The sequence below is a fragment of the Paraburkholderia sp. BL9I2N2 genome (assembly GCF_004339745.1).
GTDB lineage: Bacteria > Pseudomonadota > Gammaproteobacteria > Burkholderiales > Burkholderiaceae > Paraburkholderia.
Genome location: NZ_SMGP01000006.1, coordinates 271,926 through 288,397, shown reverse-complemented (window position 1 = coordinate 288,397; position 16,472 = coordinate 271,926). Strand labels below are relative to the sequence as shown.

Below are 16,472 nucleotides of genomic sequence, written 5' to 3'. Positions count from 1 at the left end.
ATGAATCTGGCGTACCGGTAGCCTTCAAAGCCGTTGAACAGGTATTCATGACACGCCCATGCGGCACCCGCTGCAAGCGCAACACCCGGCGCAGCACCCCAGAAAAGCAGGGGATCACGCACGGCCGCCATGAAGCCATTGATGATTCCGGCCGGGAACGGAAACGGCGAATGACCTGCCAGGGTGAAGGACACGCAAAGGCCAAGGACAAGCGCGAGCACTGCGCCGGTCCACTGCATCATCACGACCTCGTGCTTTTGCATGATCAGCCTATCCCGTGTCCTTCACGTTGCTTTCCCGGCCGGACGGCCTCCTTCGCCCGCTCAGAGACTGCCTGCTTGCCGTCGCGCGTAAAGCCCGCCGACTCGCGCAGGTTTCCGAAGAACTCAGCTCGACGCTCGAGCTTTTCATGCGCATTCAACTCGGAAAACTTCTTACGTGGTCCTGCGTCGGCACGCGCGACGATGGCCCCTTCCGCCTGTTGCACCTTGCCCGCGTCAGCCGACTTGCCGGCAGCTGGAGAGCCGCGGTCAGCGGCATCCTTCGTCTTGTTTCGACCGGATTTCCTGAAACCCGCAACCCCGTCGACGGAGTTCCTTGCCTCCGGTGGCTGGCCACTGTTCTCCACTGGCGCAACGGACGGCGTTCGCTTGCCAGCGCCCATTTCGATGACGTTCGACTTTTGCGCCACCGGTTTTTCGGCGGCCCTCTTTGCTACCTTCTCGACCGGCGCCGTGCTCTTCCCACTGCCGCGCGTGAAGAACGCATTGCGCGCGGCATCGATCGCGGCCTTGTCAGACGTCGCCACTTCTGGCGCCCTGCCCGCGTGGGCTTCTTTCGTTTCACGCAGCATTTCGAGCGTGGCTTTGGCCTGTTCAGCACTAACCCCCGTCGTCTTCGCAACCGTATCGACAGTCGCTGCAAATTTGGCCGGATCTTTCAATGTCTCCAGAGACGTATCAATACTGAGGCTCTCTTTCGCGGCACCGGCCGCTGCGTCACCCACGCCCGCCGCCACCTCTACCGTACGGTCTGCGGCCTTCTGCGCGGCCTGCTCCGCGACGGGCTGCGCCGCGGTCTTCTCCGGCCCCTCGATCGCACGGCGCACCTGCGCCCGTAATGCCTGCTCCTGTGCATCGAGCTTGATCTCGGCAAGCTCCAGTTCCCGACTGCGGGCTTCCAGCGATTTCGCCCAGCCATGGAGCGTCTTGGGGTAGGTGTAAGTGGCGCCCTTGTCGTCGACGCGCGCCTGCGCTTTCGCGAACATGTCGGCAACTTCCTGCCGGCTCCATTCGCGCGCCACATTCAGATCCTTGTTCGCATGCAGGAGCTCGGCGGTCTTCTTCGCATCGATCAACGCCAGCTTGTTCAGACCCGACAGAAGCAACGCCCGATCGGTAATCTGCTCGGCCCGCTGTGCCTGCTCGACTTCTTTTTCGGCTAACGCCTGTTCGAGCGCGCCGCGCATCGCGGCGGTGTCAATCAGCTCACTGTCTTTCAGACCAAAACGTGTCTTGAGCGCTTTGGCATCGGTCGCGAGCTGCCTGTCTTCACGGCGCTGCTGGTCCTCGCGCTCGACCGCCAGCGCGACTGCGCGCGGCTCCCTTTTAAGCCAGTCCTGCCGGTATGCAAGATTCTTCTGACGCGCCTCAAGGCTCGCGCGACGCTGCGCGAGCGCATGTTCCTGCTCCGCAAGCTGCCGCTGACGCTCCCTGTCGCTAAACCGCAATACGGTGTCTTCAAACATAAAAACCTCCGTCAGTTCGACCCCTGCCCGGACCAGGGGCGCCCTTGGTTGAACCGGCTTAGCCAGTGCTGCTGATACGCCTGCGCGACCACCGGCACGTGCCACATCACCACAGCGTTTTCACTGTTGTACCGGGCGGCCGACGTCGTGAAATTGAAACTGCCCGTCTCAACCGATTCACCGTCGATCACCATGAATTTGTCGTGATGAATGGGATAGATATCGATCGTGCGCACAGGAACACCTGCACCGGACAGTAGGTTGAGCGCCATGCGTCCTTTGCCGCTGCGATCCTCGACAAGATTGCTTTTCTCATCCGCGACCACAGCCACATCGACGCCTCGCCCGTGCGCGGCGATCAACGCGCGAACTATCGCTGACGACGTGAAGCTATAGGCCGCGATGCGGATCGAGTGGCGTGCCGAACAGATGGCGTCGAGCACCAGCCGCCCGGCGGAACCCTCCGGCGAAAAGCCCGTGTCGATCGCAGGACCGTCAGGGGCTACGCATGCGGCCCGGGCACTGCTCGAGCAGGTCAGAAGGGGAAAGGCAAGAACCGCCAGGGCCGACGTGACGGCTGCAGATCTGAGAGAACGGTAGAGTCTGCTCATCCTCGCCCTCGCCGGCCCTGACCCAATAAGTCGACGTGCTTCGCCACGGCGACGTCAACACTACGAAAATTGCCCTGCGTCTCGCCACCGTGCCATAGGATGTGTCCAGGCTTACCCTGAACAATGCAACTGGCAATCCGCCAGCCAGTCGGATGAACCAGTTCATACGGACCCACCCGTGTCCAACCATGCGCTGCCGCGTAAGTCATCCCCAGCACCCTATTAGTAGTGAATGCGTGTCTGGAACTGGCCGGCCTCGTACACGTCGACCGCATTCGGCGACTGTGGCTGTTGCCAGACGATGTGGTCATACACCGTGACGGTGACTGGACCGCCGTCGTATCCGCCACCGTCACGCCCGCTTCGTCCATCTCGCCAGCTCACGACGGACACATCACCCGAGGGATCGCCGTACACCTGGTACGCACCGACCTGGCTGCCTACACAGGCCTGCGGCCCGTAATACGAGTAATCGGTGCTCATATCCGCCACGGAAGGCCTCGGCGTTCCGGCCAGTGCGAAACCACTCATGCCACTATATGGACGGGCCCCGGCCTTACGTTGCCCTTCGGCCACCCACGCACCGGCCGCCGCGGCCGTCGTGCCAGCAGGGCATGGATCGTACGGCGTGTTGTTCTGACGGACGGTCATGTCCGAGTCTTTACATTGCGGCCAGCCGCGCCCGTGGCGAAGATCGTCCATCAGATGATCCATTGCCGGCCCGCAGGTGACCGGTGCCCACGGGCCGCCATTCGATGACGGGTTGCCCAGGCAGATTACAATGCGGCATCCGTAGTCGTCATCGGCACGGGCCATGCCGGCGTGACCACCAGCAGCGAGCACCGACATGACCAGCATCAGCCTGATTCCGTTTCTCATTGCCATACCCCACCCCCTTCCAAAGTAAGCGTCCTGCGCTCGCCCCTCGTGGTTCGCCAGGCGCCCCACGTATTGCGCACGGCCAGACCCAACAGACAGAACGGCGACGCAGCCACTGCACCCAGCCACATCAAGGCAAGCACGGGCGGCAGCAGGATCCAGCCTCCGCTATCCCGCACCAGCCGGGCCACCAGATAAAAGGACATAGGCACCATGAGCGCCGCGAATTGCACTCCGGCCCCAGACTGGTGATGCCACCATTGCGACGCCGCAACGCACGCCGTGACGGCATAGACGTCCAGCACCAGGGCGGCAGCAAGCATGCGAAATTGGTTACTGGTCATCGACGGCTCCAGACGCCTTTACTGCCTTGCGCGAATCGCTGCCCTGGCCATTGACCTGACCGTCCTCGTCGTCACCATAGGTCGTGAACCAGTCGTCTTTGGCCGCAGACTTTGCGGCGCGCTCCGGCCGTGCCGCCGCGCGACGTGCTGGTCCACCTGCAGGGCGAACGTCTGGAACAACCTCGATCGGCTGCGCCCCCTGCACACCGGATGCCGGGACGGCAGCCGCGACCTTTTGCGCGTATGCGGCACCCCGCGTCAGATCGCCGCTGTAATAGCAGGAAAGCGCCGCACGTACCGCGTCATCAGCCTGCGCAAATTGCGGTTTTGCGCGGGCGTAGCACGCTTTAAGAATCGCGGCACCGGTCTTGAGGTTCGTGCAGGGTTCGAAAATGCTCTCTGTGGTCTGTCCGTAACGCGCCAGATTGTGTACGTTGACCTGCACCAGTCCCATGCTGTAGTTCCAGCCGCCGGCGTCGAGCGCCTTGACGGTGGCCAGCGCTTCCGGAAGGTTTTTTGGCTGTCGCGCAAGATGGCCGCCGACGACGCCGATCGCGAACGGATTGCCGCTACTCTCGACCGTCGCCACGCGCCCCAACAGCGCGTGATGAACGTCAGGGGCACACGCCTGGGCCAGCGAGACAAAGGAGGCTGCAACCGGTGGGGAAGCGAACTGCATATCCGCTTGTGACGCTTGAGCGGACAGTAGCATTACACCCAGCGCCAGAGGCACAACGAGCGATTTAATGGGAGACATAGAGCACCTTGCTGATTCCCCGCACCCCATCGTCATAGCGATGCATCTGCACCACGACGTCAATGAGACTGCGGGCATAGTCGATAATCTCGGCACGCTGCAAGGTCGAGCCGAAGCGCATAACCATCTGCGCGAGTCGTTCGAACATGTGCTCGGGGCTGGTTGCGTGCAGCGTCGTCATCCAGCCGCCGTGACCGGAATTCAGCATTTCGAGCGCGACGTATGCTTCAGCGCCACGCAGTTCGCCCGGAATGACGCGATCAGGCGACAGGCGCAACGATGCTTCCATCAGTTCAACTGGCGTCACATTCGCCGTGCCCTGATTACCCCGCGAATACAGCAGGTTCACCGTATTGGCCTGCGGCGGCCGCAGCTCCCGCGCGTCTTCAATCGTCACGATCCGCTCATCCGGCGAGATCTCCTTCAGGAGCATGTTGATGAACTCAGTCTTGCCTGCAAAAGTCGGTGCACTCACAACGATGTTCTTTTTCGCCTCGACGACGAGCCGCAGGAAGGCTGGCCAGTTGCCGTCGCGGTATAGCATCGCCAGCTTCCTGCCAGTGTCTTCCGCATCGGGCAATGGTTCATTGACTCGCCTGAAAGCACCGCTCTCCTCGTAGTACTGCATCGTCAGATCGAGCGTTGACGGTTTGCGGATTGCAATCGCGATCGTGCCGGGCGGCACCGCCGGGGGTTGGACAACCTGAATACGGAAATCGCGATTTCCCGGCCCCGTCAGTTCCGAGGGGATCGAGGCCGCGAGAAGCGGGCGCTTCGCATCCGTCTCCTGGTCGGAGTGATGCGCCACCAGCTCCGCAAAGTCCCGCAACGTGCTTTCGGTCAATACTGGCGTATATGAATCAGCCAGCACGGGACCGTCTTCCTGCGTGAGCAGATAACGTAGGAAACGCGCCATCTCACAGCAGGGTCCGATTTCCGTTTCGACCCGGCCCAGCCGGCGAGGCGCGTAGTGCGCCAGCGATTTCATCAGCGAGTTGACCTTCTCTTCTAGGTCACGCGCCTGCCGCGACTCCGTTTCAAGCCTATCGTTGGCGCCGGAGGGATTGAACGCATTGAATACGCGATCGAGCTGCCCCACTACTCCGCTGTAGTGCCGGTAGCGCACGATGGCGATATAGATTTCGTGCTGATACAACGACCGCGTCTGGAAACGCGCCTTCAGCTTTTCATTGAGGAAATTCGGAAACCAGTTCGAATACTTGCCGGCAGGCCACCGGTTGGCCTTGCGCCGGATCTCGTACACGTAGACGCCCACGTTGCTGTCAGCGATCGACTCCAGCGCGGTGTTCCGCTGATGCTTGTACGCATCGACGCCGGTGTCATCCAGCATTTCCGCGTAGAGCCCCTGGAGACGCACAATCTGCACCAGTGCGCTGTCGAGCGTGCGCAACGTATGGCCGTTGTAGTATGCGTTCACGCCGAACGGAAGTTCGCGCGAGGCGTGCAGATCGGCCGCATCATCCCTGTCTGCCTCGTTCCGCTGAACGAATGGCGACGCGCCGAAATGACGATCCAGAAAGTCACCGAGGGACATAGGTCTTCGCTCCGCCCCAGTATTTGAGGCTACGTGGCTTCGCCGTCGCGCCAAAGCTCTGATATGCGACCGAGAACGCGAACATGTCTTTCGCGGTAATCAGATAGGCGCCGATGACCAGAAAGGGCACGGCGAGCATCACCGGCCACCACTTGAGGAACATGAAGACAACCGCGGGCAATACGAACGAACCAAGGAACAGCTCAGCCAGGCAGCCCCATATCATCCAGGGCTGCACCATGCCTCTCGGGATTTCGTGTACTTCACGCATGACCTCACCTCAGATCTGCGAGGAAGCGACCGACGCCGCATAGCGGACGATGGAGGGGACCGCAAAGAACACAAATGAGCAGATAACTGCGATCACGGCACCCTTCATCGGAATCCAGCCCTTCGGCACCCCAAGCACACAGATGCCGAGAATCGCCATGAAGACATAGGGACCCGCATCGACGAACAGCCAGCTAACGAAATCGCGAACCAGGCCAGTGCCGGTGCTGTAGTCCATCGCATTGGCGCATTCGGGGAACACCGCGGCAACGAACAACAGGACCAGCGTGGCCGCCGACTTTGTTTGAGAGCGCGTTAGCAGGGGGGGCTTGCTAAGCAAGAAGTGCTGAATTGCAGGGGCGAGCGTGAGCGCGCCTATAATGGCGGCAGCCATGGTTAGTCCTCACAGGGTTGCGAAATGGTCAGGTTGGTGTCAGTGTTGGTAGCACCGACATCAACCGCTCTTATCGCGCTCCGGGTGCCATCAACAACCTGGTCGGATCGCGATGGGAGCCAAGTTAATCCCGCTCTGACACCTCCTCCTGTCGCGACGTTGGCGACGCCGGTGCATCCGATGCGCATCCCCTGCAGACCGCCTCGTCTTCCAGTTCGGCCCGACGAGTGCGAAGCTCAACAACCAGCTGCGCATTTTTCGACCGCGTCTCCTGCTTTGCCCGCTCGATGAGCCAATCATTTAGCTCTCGGGGGAGTCGACACTGCGAGCGAACGATGTCACCCATTCCCTCTCCTCCAGTGCTTTGCAGTCACTACGATATAGTGACATGTTGTCACTATATTCCAGCGCCGTCATAGTGTCAAATGTCACTATGAAAGACAGCTACCGCTCTCAATTCCGGCTACCGTGGTCCCTCTACCACCAGTTGAAGGAATCCGCCACGAAGAATCAGCGCCCACTCAACGCTGAGCTGGTCGCTCGTTTGGCGTCGACCTATCCCCAGCTCAGCGTCCGCGACGATACCGATGTCGACGAATTGCGTGAAACCGTCACTACAATGTCTCTCGCCGAGCTAATGACCCCAGACGAGATAACGATGTTCGCCGAACGCATGCTCGCTCTTGCCGCGCGCAAACGCACTACTAAGACGACACCGTAGTGACACTTTCCGACAGATGAGGTGACGAATTCAATAGGTCCACTTAGCCTTGCGGCCGCCAGCGGTTTATGCTAGTCGCTTGCCCTGGGCAGCCTATGGTTCATGACCGAGAACCAGAGCGGTGGAATTAACGCCAGGCCGAACATATGCAGATAGCCGCCAGGAAGGGCTCTGCCGGTCTGAACCAGGCGATCATAGGTATGCGTCTGCTCTAGATGGTGGCGAGTGTGAAGACCGTTATTTACGAGTAACCGGTTGGACAGCCAGAAATTAACATCCCATGCGACCTGATTGCCCAATTCATCGGGAGTGCCACACAGACCATAGTGCTGCAGATAGCCGACCGTTTCTACGATGAAAACGGCGAGTATGCCCTGCCCCAAGTAGAAAACGGCCCCGCGCCAACCGCCAAACCACGCGAAAAGAGCCACTACTGCTACGCTGACCAGGACGATTGGCAGCAGCCTGTTTTCTCTCCAATGGCGGATCTGCCCACGCTCGTAAGCGATAGCGGATCTCAGCGCAGCGAAGAAGGAGCGGCCGACATGACACCAGACCGACAGGCCAACATGAGCCGTTGAGCCAAATCGCGGATCGCCGACATGCTCGTGATGGAGTTGATGTACGACTCGGTAGTGAGGGTATCCAGCGACTGCTAGCGCTACGTCGGAGATCAACCTCGACCGGCGCCCACCCCGGTGCATTACCTCATGAATGTGCGCCATTGCGAAAGCACTCACCACGCCGGAGGCAATTACCAGTCCGGCGAACTCCAGCGGTCTCGCGGTCACCGCTCTGTCGAGAGCAACAAGCACCGCGATGCCCCAGACGCAGATGTAAGTGACCGGAATTGCGGGCCCGCCCGGCGCGTGGCTCGCCCTCCGGTTTGTGACCTCCACATCCTGGCCAATAAGCGCGTCAGCAGCCGGAACCACCGCAACCAAGAGAAGCAAAAACAGCCAGGGATACCCGAAAAAGAACAGTGCCGCCGCGGCCGCCGGTAATAGCGTCGACAGCCAGAACCCGCCTTTACGGTTGCGCAAAGATGTCATTTTCTTCCGCAAACCGCACCGCCGCCGTAATGTGCGATACGCCAATCTTCTCGTTGATGCGCTGGAACTGCCTGTAGACAGTCGTCGAAGACACCTTCAGTTCGTCGGCGATTGCACCTGCATTAAAGCCAGATCGCACGAAGCCAATCAACTGCACGTCCTGTTGCGAAAGACCGCACTTTCTGATTGCATCTTCTCGCACTGCTCGCGATGACCAATCAAGAAGCTCCAGTGCCAGGGCCCGGAAAAATGCCCTTCCCTCCCTGAGCTTCGGTTCACCCTCGTCGCGCCTCGTGCTCGAGCCAAGGTAGAGAGCTCCAATCCGCCCTTTCTCGCTGGCATGCGCAGGAATGAGGAATGCGCTGAGAAACCCGTGTTCCGCGGCCACTTCAAGCATCCGCTTTTGCCCAGCAGTCCGCACTGGCAACTCCGAGCCTAGCACTGGCGCCGTGTTCGATCGCGCGTAATCGAGACAGGGGTCCGTCAGATACCATCTGTTCGCGTTGTACAGTTGACACCATTCGGGGCGGCAACCGATCAGGAATCGATGGGTGGAACGACCAGCTGAATGATCGGTAGGATGCAACGAAACGAATACGAACCATTCGGCCCCCTTCGATCGAATCGCGTCCCTAACAAGCGGTATCAACTCCAATTCATCCGCTGCGTTTATAACGGCATCAAAGCTCAGTTCCATTATGATCGATCCGTCTAGATTACTTTACCAACTCCACCTTCCCAGACAATGTTTCGCACTTCCATATAAATTACCCGCATCGCCGAATGATGCGGGTCCGAAAGCGCGAACTTTTCAAACTCGTCTTTTGATGAAACCGGCAAAATCTGAACCAGCATAAGTTCGTCGCCCTGGATCAGATACCTTTCCGCAATGAAGCCGCTTGGCACCTGATAGAGGCGAACGCCCACCTGCTCGACATCGGCGCTAATGGCTCGCTCATAGACCAGGTTCTTCATGATCCTCGCCTTCGATCTCGGGGCGATATCCGCACGCGCGACACGTTCGATCCTTGACTTCATGCTCAGACCGAGACGAAATCACATTGTCTGCCACACAGCTTTCGCACTCGAAAATCGACACGAAAAATTCCGCATGACAGGCTTCGCACTTCATCCGATGGACTTCGTTTTCCTGCAAGACTTCCCATCCATCATCACCGTGATCGACCCCACAAGAAGGGCACACAATGCTGATACATTCGCTCATGGTTTTCCAATCCAACTAATCATCTTCACTCCGGCGAATCGCCGGGCCACCTCACGCACCAGAGTGCTACGCCAGCCTTCAGCCCGTCCGTGCTGGATACGGATCGCGCATTCCACTCGAATGCAGGCTTTGCACGTAATTGACGAACCGATCTATCTCGGACTCGGCCATTCCGAGCCATGCGAATCGTATGGTTCCGGGCTCCCTCGGGAAAATTAACTCAACGTCGATGCCGTGATGCTCGAGATACTGAAAGAAGACCGACAGATCATCGTCTTGCAACTGCTCCAGCCACGTGCGCACCCGCTCCAACTCGTCGCTGGTCAACTCCGCCGGCGATGTGTTCAGAACGCTCAACGCGAAGCGCGTTGGGCAGGGCGCTCGCGGGACGTAGTAAAGATCCCAGTGGTCCCGGTGCGCTGTGCGGGGATCGACGCCCAGTATGGGAAACGAGAGCCCCTGCTCCTTCGCATCCTTGGCGCGGCGAACCCACGGCCGACCGTCAGGGGAAGTTGGCCAAATGCGCTTCAGCTCGTCAGCCCGGTACTTCTCGCGGGACGCCCAGATCTCTCCTAGCTCGCAGTACTCCCTCGATTGAGCGACCCGGCAAGCCGCATCGACAAGCGGACTGTCGTGCCAGTGCGCGAGCGGCCTGGTGCGCTCCGCTGCATACATGCGCTGATGGTCATCCTCCAGATTTACGCCCGACTCCTCGAACAGTCGGCGAAATAGAACCAGTGATCTGCGGAAATACTGGAATGCGCCATCTGACTGCGCATACAGGCGCTCCGGAAATGTTTGCGCGTTATCTGGCGCAACATGGCCGTTCGCCGCGTCCGTAATGCCCGTGACAAGCCAGAAAGCATAGTGTGGGAAAAGCCGCGCCAACGCCTCGATCTTGTCGGGCGTCGGCCGTTGTCGGCGACGAAGAACCTTGCGCCAGCGCTGAACGGAAATACGGGTGTACTCCGTCAGCCGCTCCAGGTAGCCCCGGCCAGGCTCAGGCCGCGGAAGCAGAGAACCGGACGCCCTGCGAAGTGCCCCCTTCGTCCCTTCGTCTTCAATTGGAGCGAGGCGTGCCTGCTCATTCCGGAGCAAGATCATGCGGTCTTCGATCGTCGTGGTCATATTCTGAAGCAATCCCAATCAGTAAATCTGTCCCGATTAGATCAATTCATAAGATATGAACATACCGCCCTCCTCTCGCCTCCGCCAATTCAGTTACAAACAGAAACACAGAGAAATGCGCCCAGCATTAAAGGTGGAAATCTTTCTGCATCCCGGAGTTTCTTCCCAGCGACGATCTGGAAAATATGCCGTACTCCACTCCGTATCGCGGGCGATTGGCGATGGAGCGGCGTTAGCAAACTTGCGATAAGGGCCGTTTAGCCGAAGCGCTCAATGAGCCCATGCGCCACGGCGCGAAGACTGTCTGGCGACAGTTCCTGCAAGTCAATGACCGGTGCGTCTGCCAGTGCGGGATAACTGCGCCTTGTCGAACGCGCATAGGCAGGATCGTAGTGCGCGACCATGACCCGCTCGAACAATTCGGGTACTCGCCGTGATCTGGCCATTTCCTGCCACACCTCAAACTCTTTGCCGCCGACAAGGTCCCGTAGAGGGGCGAGCTTCGATACGAAGGCGTCCGGATCTTGCTCGAAATGGTGATAGTCCTCTCGCCACAATATGACACGCTGGGCCATCGGCGTATTCACCCGGACAAGCGTGCCCTTCATATGCATCGTTTCGAGCAGCGCCGGCGGTAACTGCACGTTGCCAATCTTCTTGCTCTCTGCTTCGACCCACACCGGGCGACCGGGTGCGAAGGTACAAAGCTTCTGTTGCAGCAGGCTATCAAAGTATTTCTGTGTCGGCTGCGGCGTACCAGGTATCGCGCCGATGACCGAGCCCCGGTGAGACGCGAGCGCTTCCAGATTCAACACCTGCGCACCGGCGGCTTCGAGTTGATCGAGCAAGCGAGTCTTTCCACAACCAGTCGAGCCTGACAGGACCACATACGAGAACTCACGCGGCCGCGTTGCCAGTTGCTCGTTGACCCACCGTCGATAGCCCTTCCAGCCTTCAGGCAGACGGTCCACCTTATAACCGATTGTATCGAGCGCATCAAACCAAAGTCGACTGCGCTTTCCGCCGCGAAAGCAATATACAAGCACCCTGCCATGACGCGGGCGGCCCGCAATTACGGTGTCAAGGTGACGCGAAATGTTTTTCAGCGAATAGGACACGCCGATCAGATATGCCCGCATTTTGTCGGTCCGATGCAGGGTGCCGACCTCGGCGTATTCGTCATTGCTGACCACGGGTAGGTTGATTGCCCCAGGGATGTGATCCACGGCGTATTCGCGTTCGCTGCGGGCGTCGATGATAAGGTCGTAATCGTCGAATCGGTACATGCCCACCTACCCTGTAATTTTTGACGTACAACGAATGTTCTCTACGCCATCCGGGTAAGACTCAACGCGTCGAGCAATTGAGCGTCGGCGATGATGTGCGTGTACTGAAGGCCCGTCGCGCATATCGGATAGTTTCAAGAATTCTTTGGGTCACCCCGCCGACGGCTCAAACCAACAACGAGAGTGACTCCGCCAATATAGTTGTTGTGCAGCCTGGCGGGAAATCTCGCCGGCAGAGTCAGGAGTCATCGGTGTCATCCTGCAGGACCGCCTCGTAGTCCTGTCCGCCGTAGAAAATGCCGATCACAGAGACCTGCTCCGCGTCAACGTCGAAGGCTATCACGACCCTCTTGCGGTAATTCGTGACGCGCAGGCCCTCACGAATGTCATCCCGGCGATTGCCTCGATGCGGAAACGTCCGCAACCCTTCGCAGTACGTAATGATCGAGCTGATATAGCGTTCTGCGATCACCGGCGAGGCGACGGCCGCAATGTAGCGATAAAGCTTAAGCAGCTGTTCCTGCGCTTCCGGTGTAAAAACGACGGTATGGGACATTACGCTTTTTCGTTGGCCTTGCGGTGTTCAGCGGCAAGCGACGCGCGTAGCTGGTCGACCCCGACGGCGCGAGACGGGTCAGCCTTCAGCGCATCGTAGGCGGGCGCGACCTGCTCGCGCAGCCAACTTTCCACTGCACGGTCACGCGCGAGGAGCGCCCGGAGTCCATCGCGGATCACTTCGCTTTCCGTCGCGTATTCGCCAGCCGCCACCTTGGACCTGACTGCCTCGGCCATTTCGTTGGGCAGCGTGATACTGAATTGTTGGGTCGAGCGCACGGAAAGTCTCCCTTCTGAGTGTAGGATTTAATCCTACACTCTGCCTTCGACACCTGCAAGGCTTCCGCACGGCGACCAGGACCCGCACACCCTCACCGCGTCTGTATGCACCAACGCCGGCCACTGTCACGCAGCAAGTTCTTCATCTGGGCAAGCCGTTCGCCTGCCGCCTCGGCGAGGTCCGGGGCATCGCGTGAGTGGGCTGAAGAAGCAGTGCCACCTGACGATCCTCTCTGCCCTGCTGCCGCGTGCCTTCGAAAGCCACTCCGCGGAAACGAGCTATCACTGCACGCACTGGACATTCGGTATTGGCGAGGCTGCGTCACATTGGCTTGCCGAATGCAAGTACCCCGCCGATGAAAAATCGGGCCGCACACTCTAACAGGGACAGCAATCGCCGCAGTGGCTACCTTGGTGCAGCTGTATTCGATGAAAAAGACGGACCGATACTTCCCTTCGCCCGGTCGACATGTTTTTCCACTTTCTTGTCTGAGAACAGTGCGGTTGGATCGCTTGTGGATTTCGCACATCATCTCGGCACCGCATTTCTGAATGGCTCTTTACTTCGCAAAACAGCACTGCACTTGATTTTCGTCAAGCTCGAAGTCGGCATGCTCCTGTCCTCTTTCGTAGTGGCGTTTCCCGTGTCGAATAAATTCGTCGAGCGCGCAAGGTTCGTCCGCGGGACGGCCTATCACTTTTTGTTTGGTTCCTTGAGGGCGTGAACCCCGGTTTCGTGTTGTCACGTTCCCAAGGAGGAGTCGATGTCACTCCACATAGAGCAACTCGCAGTGAACCGGTTTGAAGATCCTCTGTTATTTAGGCGGAGCGAGCAACACCGGCGGTGTGGCCCGGACGCTGGTTCGTGCCGCCAACGCGTGCATCGGGAAAACGTGCGGGAAAAGAAGACGCAGCCATACGGCAGATCGCGCACTAGCTTGCGTTCCTGTGCGGTGTGCTTGAGATCGACACGATGGACGTCTACGCAAGCTCACCGACGCGTGCGAGGTAAAGGACACAGCACGCAAGGCCGATTTGGTGGCGGCGAAGGGATCAGCCCAGAGGGGTGAGTGTTAATCCGTTCTTTCCGAAAAATATCCCTAACAATCAATGACTTTGAAGTTTGAATCTTTCTAGGCACCCCAAATTTGCTCACCGATAATATTACAACCCACTAACAACGGCCGAATTTCTCGATAAAACCTCACTTCCCGCCAGAGCTTCGATCCCCTCTGCGCAACGTTCTGCAACGAGCACCTCAAGTAAACCTTCAAGTTTACGAGTTTACCGGCTATTATTCGCCGAAATCGCGCGTCATCGAACTTTGGTGATTTTCGCGATTTTCGATGACAACATCACTTTGCAGGTATCTCATGGCTATTAAGGAACTGTCGCCGCCTCGCAAGGCTATTGGTATTGACCAACTGATCGCCATTGCTGACCGGGCGGAAGCGACGCTCGCGCAGCTGAGGGACGATCTCCTTGAGCCTTGGCCCAGAAAGATGGCGCCCATGCTTACGGCATCACGCGTGGCCAAGCTTTGCAAGATCGAGCGCACGCAGATCCAGTATCTCTGTACTCGGGGCAACAAGAAGGGAGAGTATCCCACGGGCACCCTCACCGGCAATGGACGCAATCGCGAATTCACGCTTGCGGACGCCCAGCAGTTGGTCAGGCTCGCGGGCCCGTACAAGCCTCGACCGCAAGGCGCCCTCGGTATTGCAATGGCCGTCGGCAACTTCAAGGGAGGGGTTGGGAAAACCACCAGTGCTGTGGCGCTTGCTCAGGGTCTGACCCTTCACGGACACAAGGTCCTGCTCATCGACCTCGACCCGCAGGCTTCGTCAACGACCCTGATGGGTTACGTTCCCACGCCGGAAGTCACCGAAGAGATGACGGTGATGCCACTCGTCTATGAGGAACAGCCGGATCTGAACTACGCGATTATCCCGAGCTATTGGGACAATCTCGACTTCATTCCGGCCTGTCCTGCACTGTTCGGCGCGGACTTCTATCTCCCGAACCGGCAATCGAAAGATCCTAACTATCAGTTCTGGCAGGTGCTTGAACGTGCCATGGGTCCGATTCGAGAGAAGTACGATGTGATCGTGATCGATACACCGCCAAGCCTGGCCTACCTCGCGACAAGCTGCTTCATGTCGAGCGACGGCCTGGTCGTTCCGCTACCGCCGGAAACACTTGACTACGCGTCAAGCGCGTCTTTTTTCAGGCAGTTCGCGGATCTGTTCAAAGCGCTGTCCGACGATCGAGATGTGAAGAAGGAGTTCGCCTTCATCAGCATTTTCCTTTCCAAAGTGAAGCCGCGAGTCGATGCGACTGACGTGGTCCGGTCGTGGATTCAGCAGACCTATCCGGAGTTACTGGGTCGGGCGGAGATTCAGGACTCGCCTGTGGTCAAGAACGCGGCGGCTGAGTTCAAGACCATCTACGACATACCGGCACTGAGCGCGTACAACCACGCCATTGATTCGTTCGACGCCATGGTCGATGAGATTGAAAGCCACGTCCAGGGCGCGTGGGCCTCACAGTTTGTGAAGGAGAAGGAGAAAGCGCATGTCGAGTAAGCTGAAGGAACGCCTAATGGCACGTACGGCCGGAGTCGCCGAGAGAGCTGAGTCTGCAGCAGCGGCACGCCTTCCTGAGGCTCAGCTACGCGCGAGTACGATGCCGGCGCAATTGGGTGCCTTCCGCCTCGAAGCTCGAGAGTATCAAGAACGGATCCAGCAATTGCAGGAGCAGTTGGAAGCGGCCAAGCGGAACGGTAAGGGGTCAATGAAGGTGCCCTTGTCGGACCTCCACGAGGTTCCTGGACGTCGCCGCTACAAGTCGCCGGAAGCGTACGCAGAGCTACGAGAGAATCTTCGCCATAACGAACTGATGACTCCCGTGGCGATTCGACCGCGAGTTGAAGGCGGCTTCGAGATTGTCTCTGGGCACTGGCGCACCGATTCCTATCGAGAACTCGAACGGGTCGAGATCGACTGCGTGCTCAGCGACTCAACCGAGGACCAGGCGGCGTTGGGCGCGTTTTACGCCAACCTCCTGCAGTCCGATCTGACCGATTACGAGAAGTATCTTGGCTTCAAGGACATCCGCCATCGCTTCCCAGGCATCACACAGGCCAAGATGGCAGAACAGGCCGGGGTCGGAGAATCGGTTGTTTCGGCACTGATGGCGTTTGACGATCTCCCGCCAGAAGTCCTCGCGTTTCTTAACGAGAAGCCCAGTCTGATGGGCGCAACCTCCGGCTATGCGTTGGCGCGCCTAGTCAGGACCGGGAAGGCGGATCGGGTCGTGCTCGCAGCACAGCGGCTGGCGAACAAAGAACTGGATGAAGGCCAAGCCGTGAAGTTCGCGAGCGCCGATCCTTCAAAGCAAAAGGCGCCCCCTATCGCGTCGTCTTTCAAGATCAGGGCAGGGCGCGTCACGTACTGTGACGTCCGGCAGGCAAAAAATGTGGTGCGGCTGGAGTTCCAGTCAGAAGCGGAAGCCCAAGCGGTTCAGTCAGCTCTGAAAGAGGTCTTGGAGAAGCGTGCAGTAGCGGCTCAGGATGCTCAAACCAGCATCCCGGAAAAATAACTCTTTAAAATCAATGACTTTAAATTTTAAAGGTTCCCGTCCGGCTCGTAGCCGGGCGATAAGGAGCAA

19 protein-coding genes are annotated in these 16,472 nt (G+C 58.8%); 4 read left to right on the top strand and 15 right to left on the bottom strand.

From position 1 onward, the window contains the following. Window positions 1-265: 265 nt before the first annotated feature. The 8 genes from B0G74_RS44920 to B0G74_RS44880 form a co-directional block, all read right to left on the bottom strand. A complete protein-coding gene (locus B0G74_RS44920; RefSeq protein WP_132384332.1) occupies window positions 266-1,747 on the bottom strand; it encodes a hypothetical protein in 1,482 nt (493 codons plus the stop codon). An 11-nt stretch (window positions 1,748-1,758) separates the two neighbouring features. Further along, window positions 1,759-2,358, bottom strand: coding sequence for a phospholipase D family protein (locus B0G74_RS44915; RefSeq protein ID WP_132384331.1), 600 nt, complete (start codon window positions 2,356-2,358; stop codon window positions 1,759-1,761). A 222-nt stretch (window positions 2,359-2,580) separates the two neighbouring features. Next, window positions 2,581-3,237: a hypothetical protein gene (locus B0G74_RS47340; protein WP_243658622.1), complete on the bottom strand. Its 657-nt coding sequence runs from the start codon at window positions 3,235-3,237 to the stop codon at window positions 2,581-2,583. After that, a complete protein-coding gene (locus B0G74_RS44905; protein ID WP_132384330.1) occupies window positions 3,234-3,581 on the bottom strand; it encodes a hypothetical protein in 348 nt (115 codons plus the stop codon). Before B0G74_RS44905 ends, B0G74_RS47340 begins: the two co-directional genes overlap by 4 nt. After that, window positions 3,571-4,260: a lytic transglycosylase domain-containing protein gene (locus B0G74_RS44900; RefSeq protein WP_243658621.1), complete on the bottom strand. Its 690-nt coding sequence runs from the start codon at window positions 4,258-4,260 to the stop codon at window positions 3,571-3,573. Before B0G74_RS44900 ends, B0G74_RS44905 begins: the two co-directional genes overlap by 11 nt. A 64-nt stretch (window positions 4,261-4,324) precedes the next feature. Further along, window positions 4,325-5,749, bottom strand: coding sequence for a P-type DNA transfer ATPase VirB11 (virB11, locus tag B0G74_RS47335; protein ID WP_243658620.1), 1,425 nt, complete (start codon window positions 5,747-5,749; stop codon window positions 4,325-4,327). A 130-nt stretch (window positions 5,750-5,879) separates the two neighbouring features. Next, on the bottom strand, window positions 5,880-6,164 hold the full coding sequence (locus tag B0G74_RS44885) for a VirB3 family type IV secretion system protein (RefSeq protein ID WP_132384328.1): 285 nt from the start codon (window positions 6,162-6,164) through the stop codon (window positions 5,880-5,882). A 9-nt stretch (window positions 6,165-6,173) separates the two neighbouring features. Next, on the bottom strand, window positions 6,174-6,557 hold the full coding sequence (locus B0G74_RS44880) for a mating pair formation protein (RefSeq protein WP_132384327.1): 384 nt from the start codon (window positions 6,555-6,557) through the stop codon (window positions 6,174-6,176). Between the two features lie 433 nt (window positions 6,558-6,990). On the opposite strand from B0G74_RS44880, the gene B0G74_RS44875 reads away from it, so the two are divergent. Beyond that, window positions 6,991-7,278, top strand: a complete 288-nt coding sequence (locus B0G74_RS44875; RefSeq protein ID WP_132384326.1) for an Arc family DNA-binding protein — start codon at window positions 6,991-6,993, stop codon at window positions 7,276-7,278. 71 nt (window positions 7,279-7,349) lie between these two features. On the opposite strand, the gene B0G74_RS44870 is transcribed toward B0G74_RS44875, so the two are convergent. From B0G74_RS44870 to B0G74_RS44840, 7 genes are all read right to left on the bottom strand, one after another. Continuing rightward, the gene (locus tag B0G74_RS44870) at window positions 7,350-8,342 is read right to left on the bottom strand and encodes a fatty acid desaturase (protein ID WP_132384325.1); all 993 of its coding nucleotides are present in this window, start codon (window positions 8,340-8,342) and stop codon (window positions 7,350-7,352) included. After that, complete coding sequence (locus B0G74_RS44865) at window positions 8,308-9,027, bottom strand: autoinducer binding domain-containing protein (RefSeq protein WP_132384324.1); 720 nt, start codon at window positions 9,025-9,027, stop codon at window positions 8,308-8,310. Before B0G74_RS44865 ends, B0G74_RS44870 begins: the two co-directional genes overlap by 35 nt. A gap of 14 nt (window positions 9,028-9,041) precedes the next feature. Next, complete coding sequence (locus tag B0G74_RS44860) at window positions 9,042-9,305, bottom strand: hypothetical protein (protein WP_132384323.1); 264 nt, start codon at window positions 9,303-9,305, stop codon at window positions 9,042-9,044. A 328-nt stretch (window positions 9,306-9,633) separates the two neighbouring features. Continuing rightward, on the bottom strand, window positions 9,634-10,683 hold the full coding sequence (locus B0G74_RS46360) for a hypothetical protein (RefSeq protein ID WP_207915830.1): 1,050 nt from the start codon (window positions 10,681-10,683) through the stop codon (window positions 9,634-9,636). 257 nt (window positions 10,684-10,940) lie between these two features. Further along, a complete protein-coding gene (gene mnmH, locus B0G74_RS44850) occupies window positions 10,941-11,969 on the bottom strand; it encodes a tRNA 2-selenouridine(34) synthase MnmH (RefSeq protein WP_132384322.1) in 1,029 nt (342 codons plus the stop codon). Window positions 11,970-12,207: 238 nt separating this feature from the next. Beyond that, on the bottom strand, window positions 12,208-12,525 hold the full coding sequence (locus tag B0G74_RS44845) for a type II toxin-antitoxin system RelE/ParE family toxin (RefSeq protein ID WP_132384321.1): 318 nt from the start codon (window positions 12,523-12,525) through the stop codon (window positions 12,208-12,210). Beyond that, complete coding sequence (locus tag B0G74_RS44840; protein ID WP_132384320.1) at window positions 12,525-12,803, bottom strand: type II toxin-antitoxin system ParD family antitoxin; 279 nt, start codon at window positions 12,801-12,803, stop codon at window positions 12,525-12,527. Before B0G74_RS44840 ends, B0G74_RS44845 begins: the two co-directional genes overlap by 1 nt. Before the next feature lie 308 nt (window positions 12,804-13,111). Here B0G74_RS44840 and B0G74_RS44835 point away from each other — a divergent pair, with 308 nt between their 5' ends. The 3 genes from B0G74_RS44835 to B0G74_RS44825 all read left to right on the top strand — a co-directional run bounded on the left by B0G74_RS44835 (window position 13,112) and on the right by B0G74_RS44825 (window position 16,403). Beyond that, window positions 13,112-13,528, top strand: coding sequence for a hypothetical protein (locus tag B0G74_RS44835; RefSeq protein WP_132384319.1), 417 nt, complete (start codon window positions 13,112-13,114; stop codon window positions 13,526-13,528). A 648-nt stretch (window positions 13,529-14,176) separates the two neighbouring features. Then, entirely contained in the window at window positions 14,177-15,388 is a 1,212-nt protein-coding gene (locus tag B0G74_RS44830) for an AAA family ATPase (RefSeq protein ID WP_132384318.1), read from the top strand. Beyond that, window positions 15,378-16,403 carry a ParB N-terminal domain-containing protein gene (locus B0G74_RS44825; protein WP_132384317.1) on the top strand — a complete coding sequence of 342 codons (1,026 nt, stop codon included), beginning with the start codon at window positions 15,378-15,380 and terminating at the stop codon, window positions 16,401-16,403. Before B0G74_RS44830 ends, B0G74_RS44825 begins: the two co-directional genes overlap by 11 nt. Window positions 16,404-16,472: the final 69 nt, after the last annotated feature.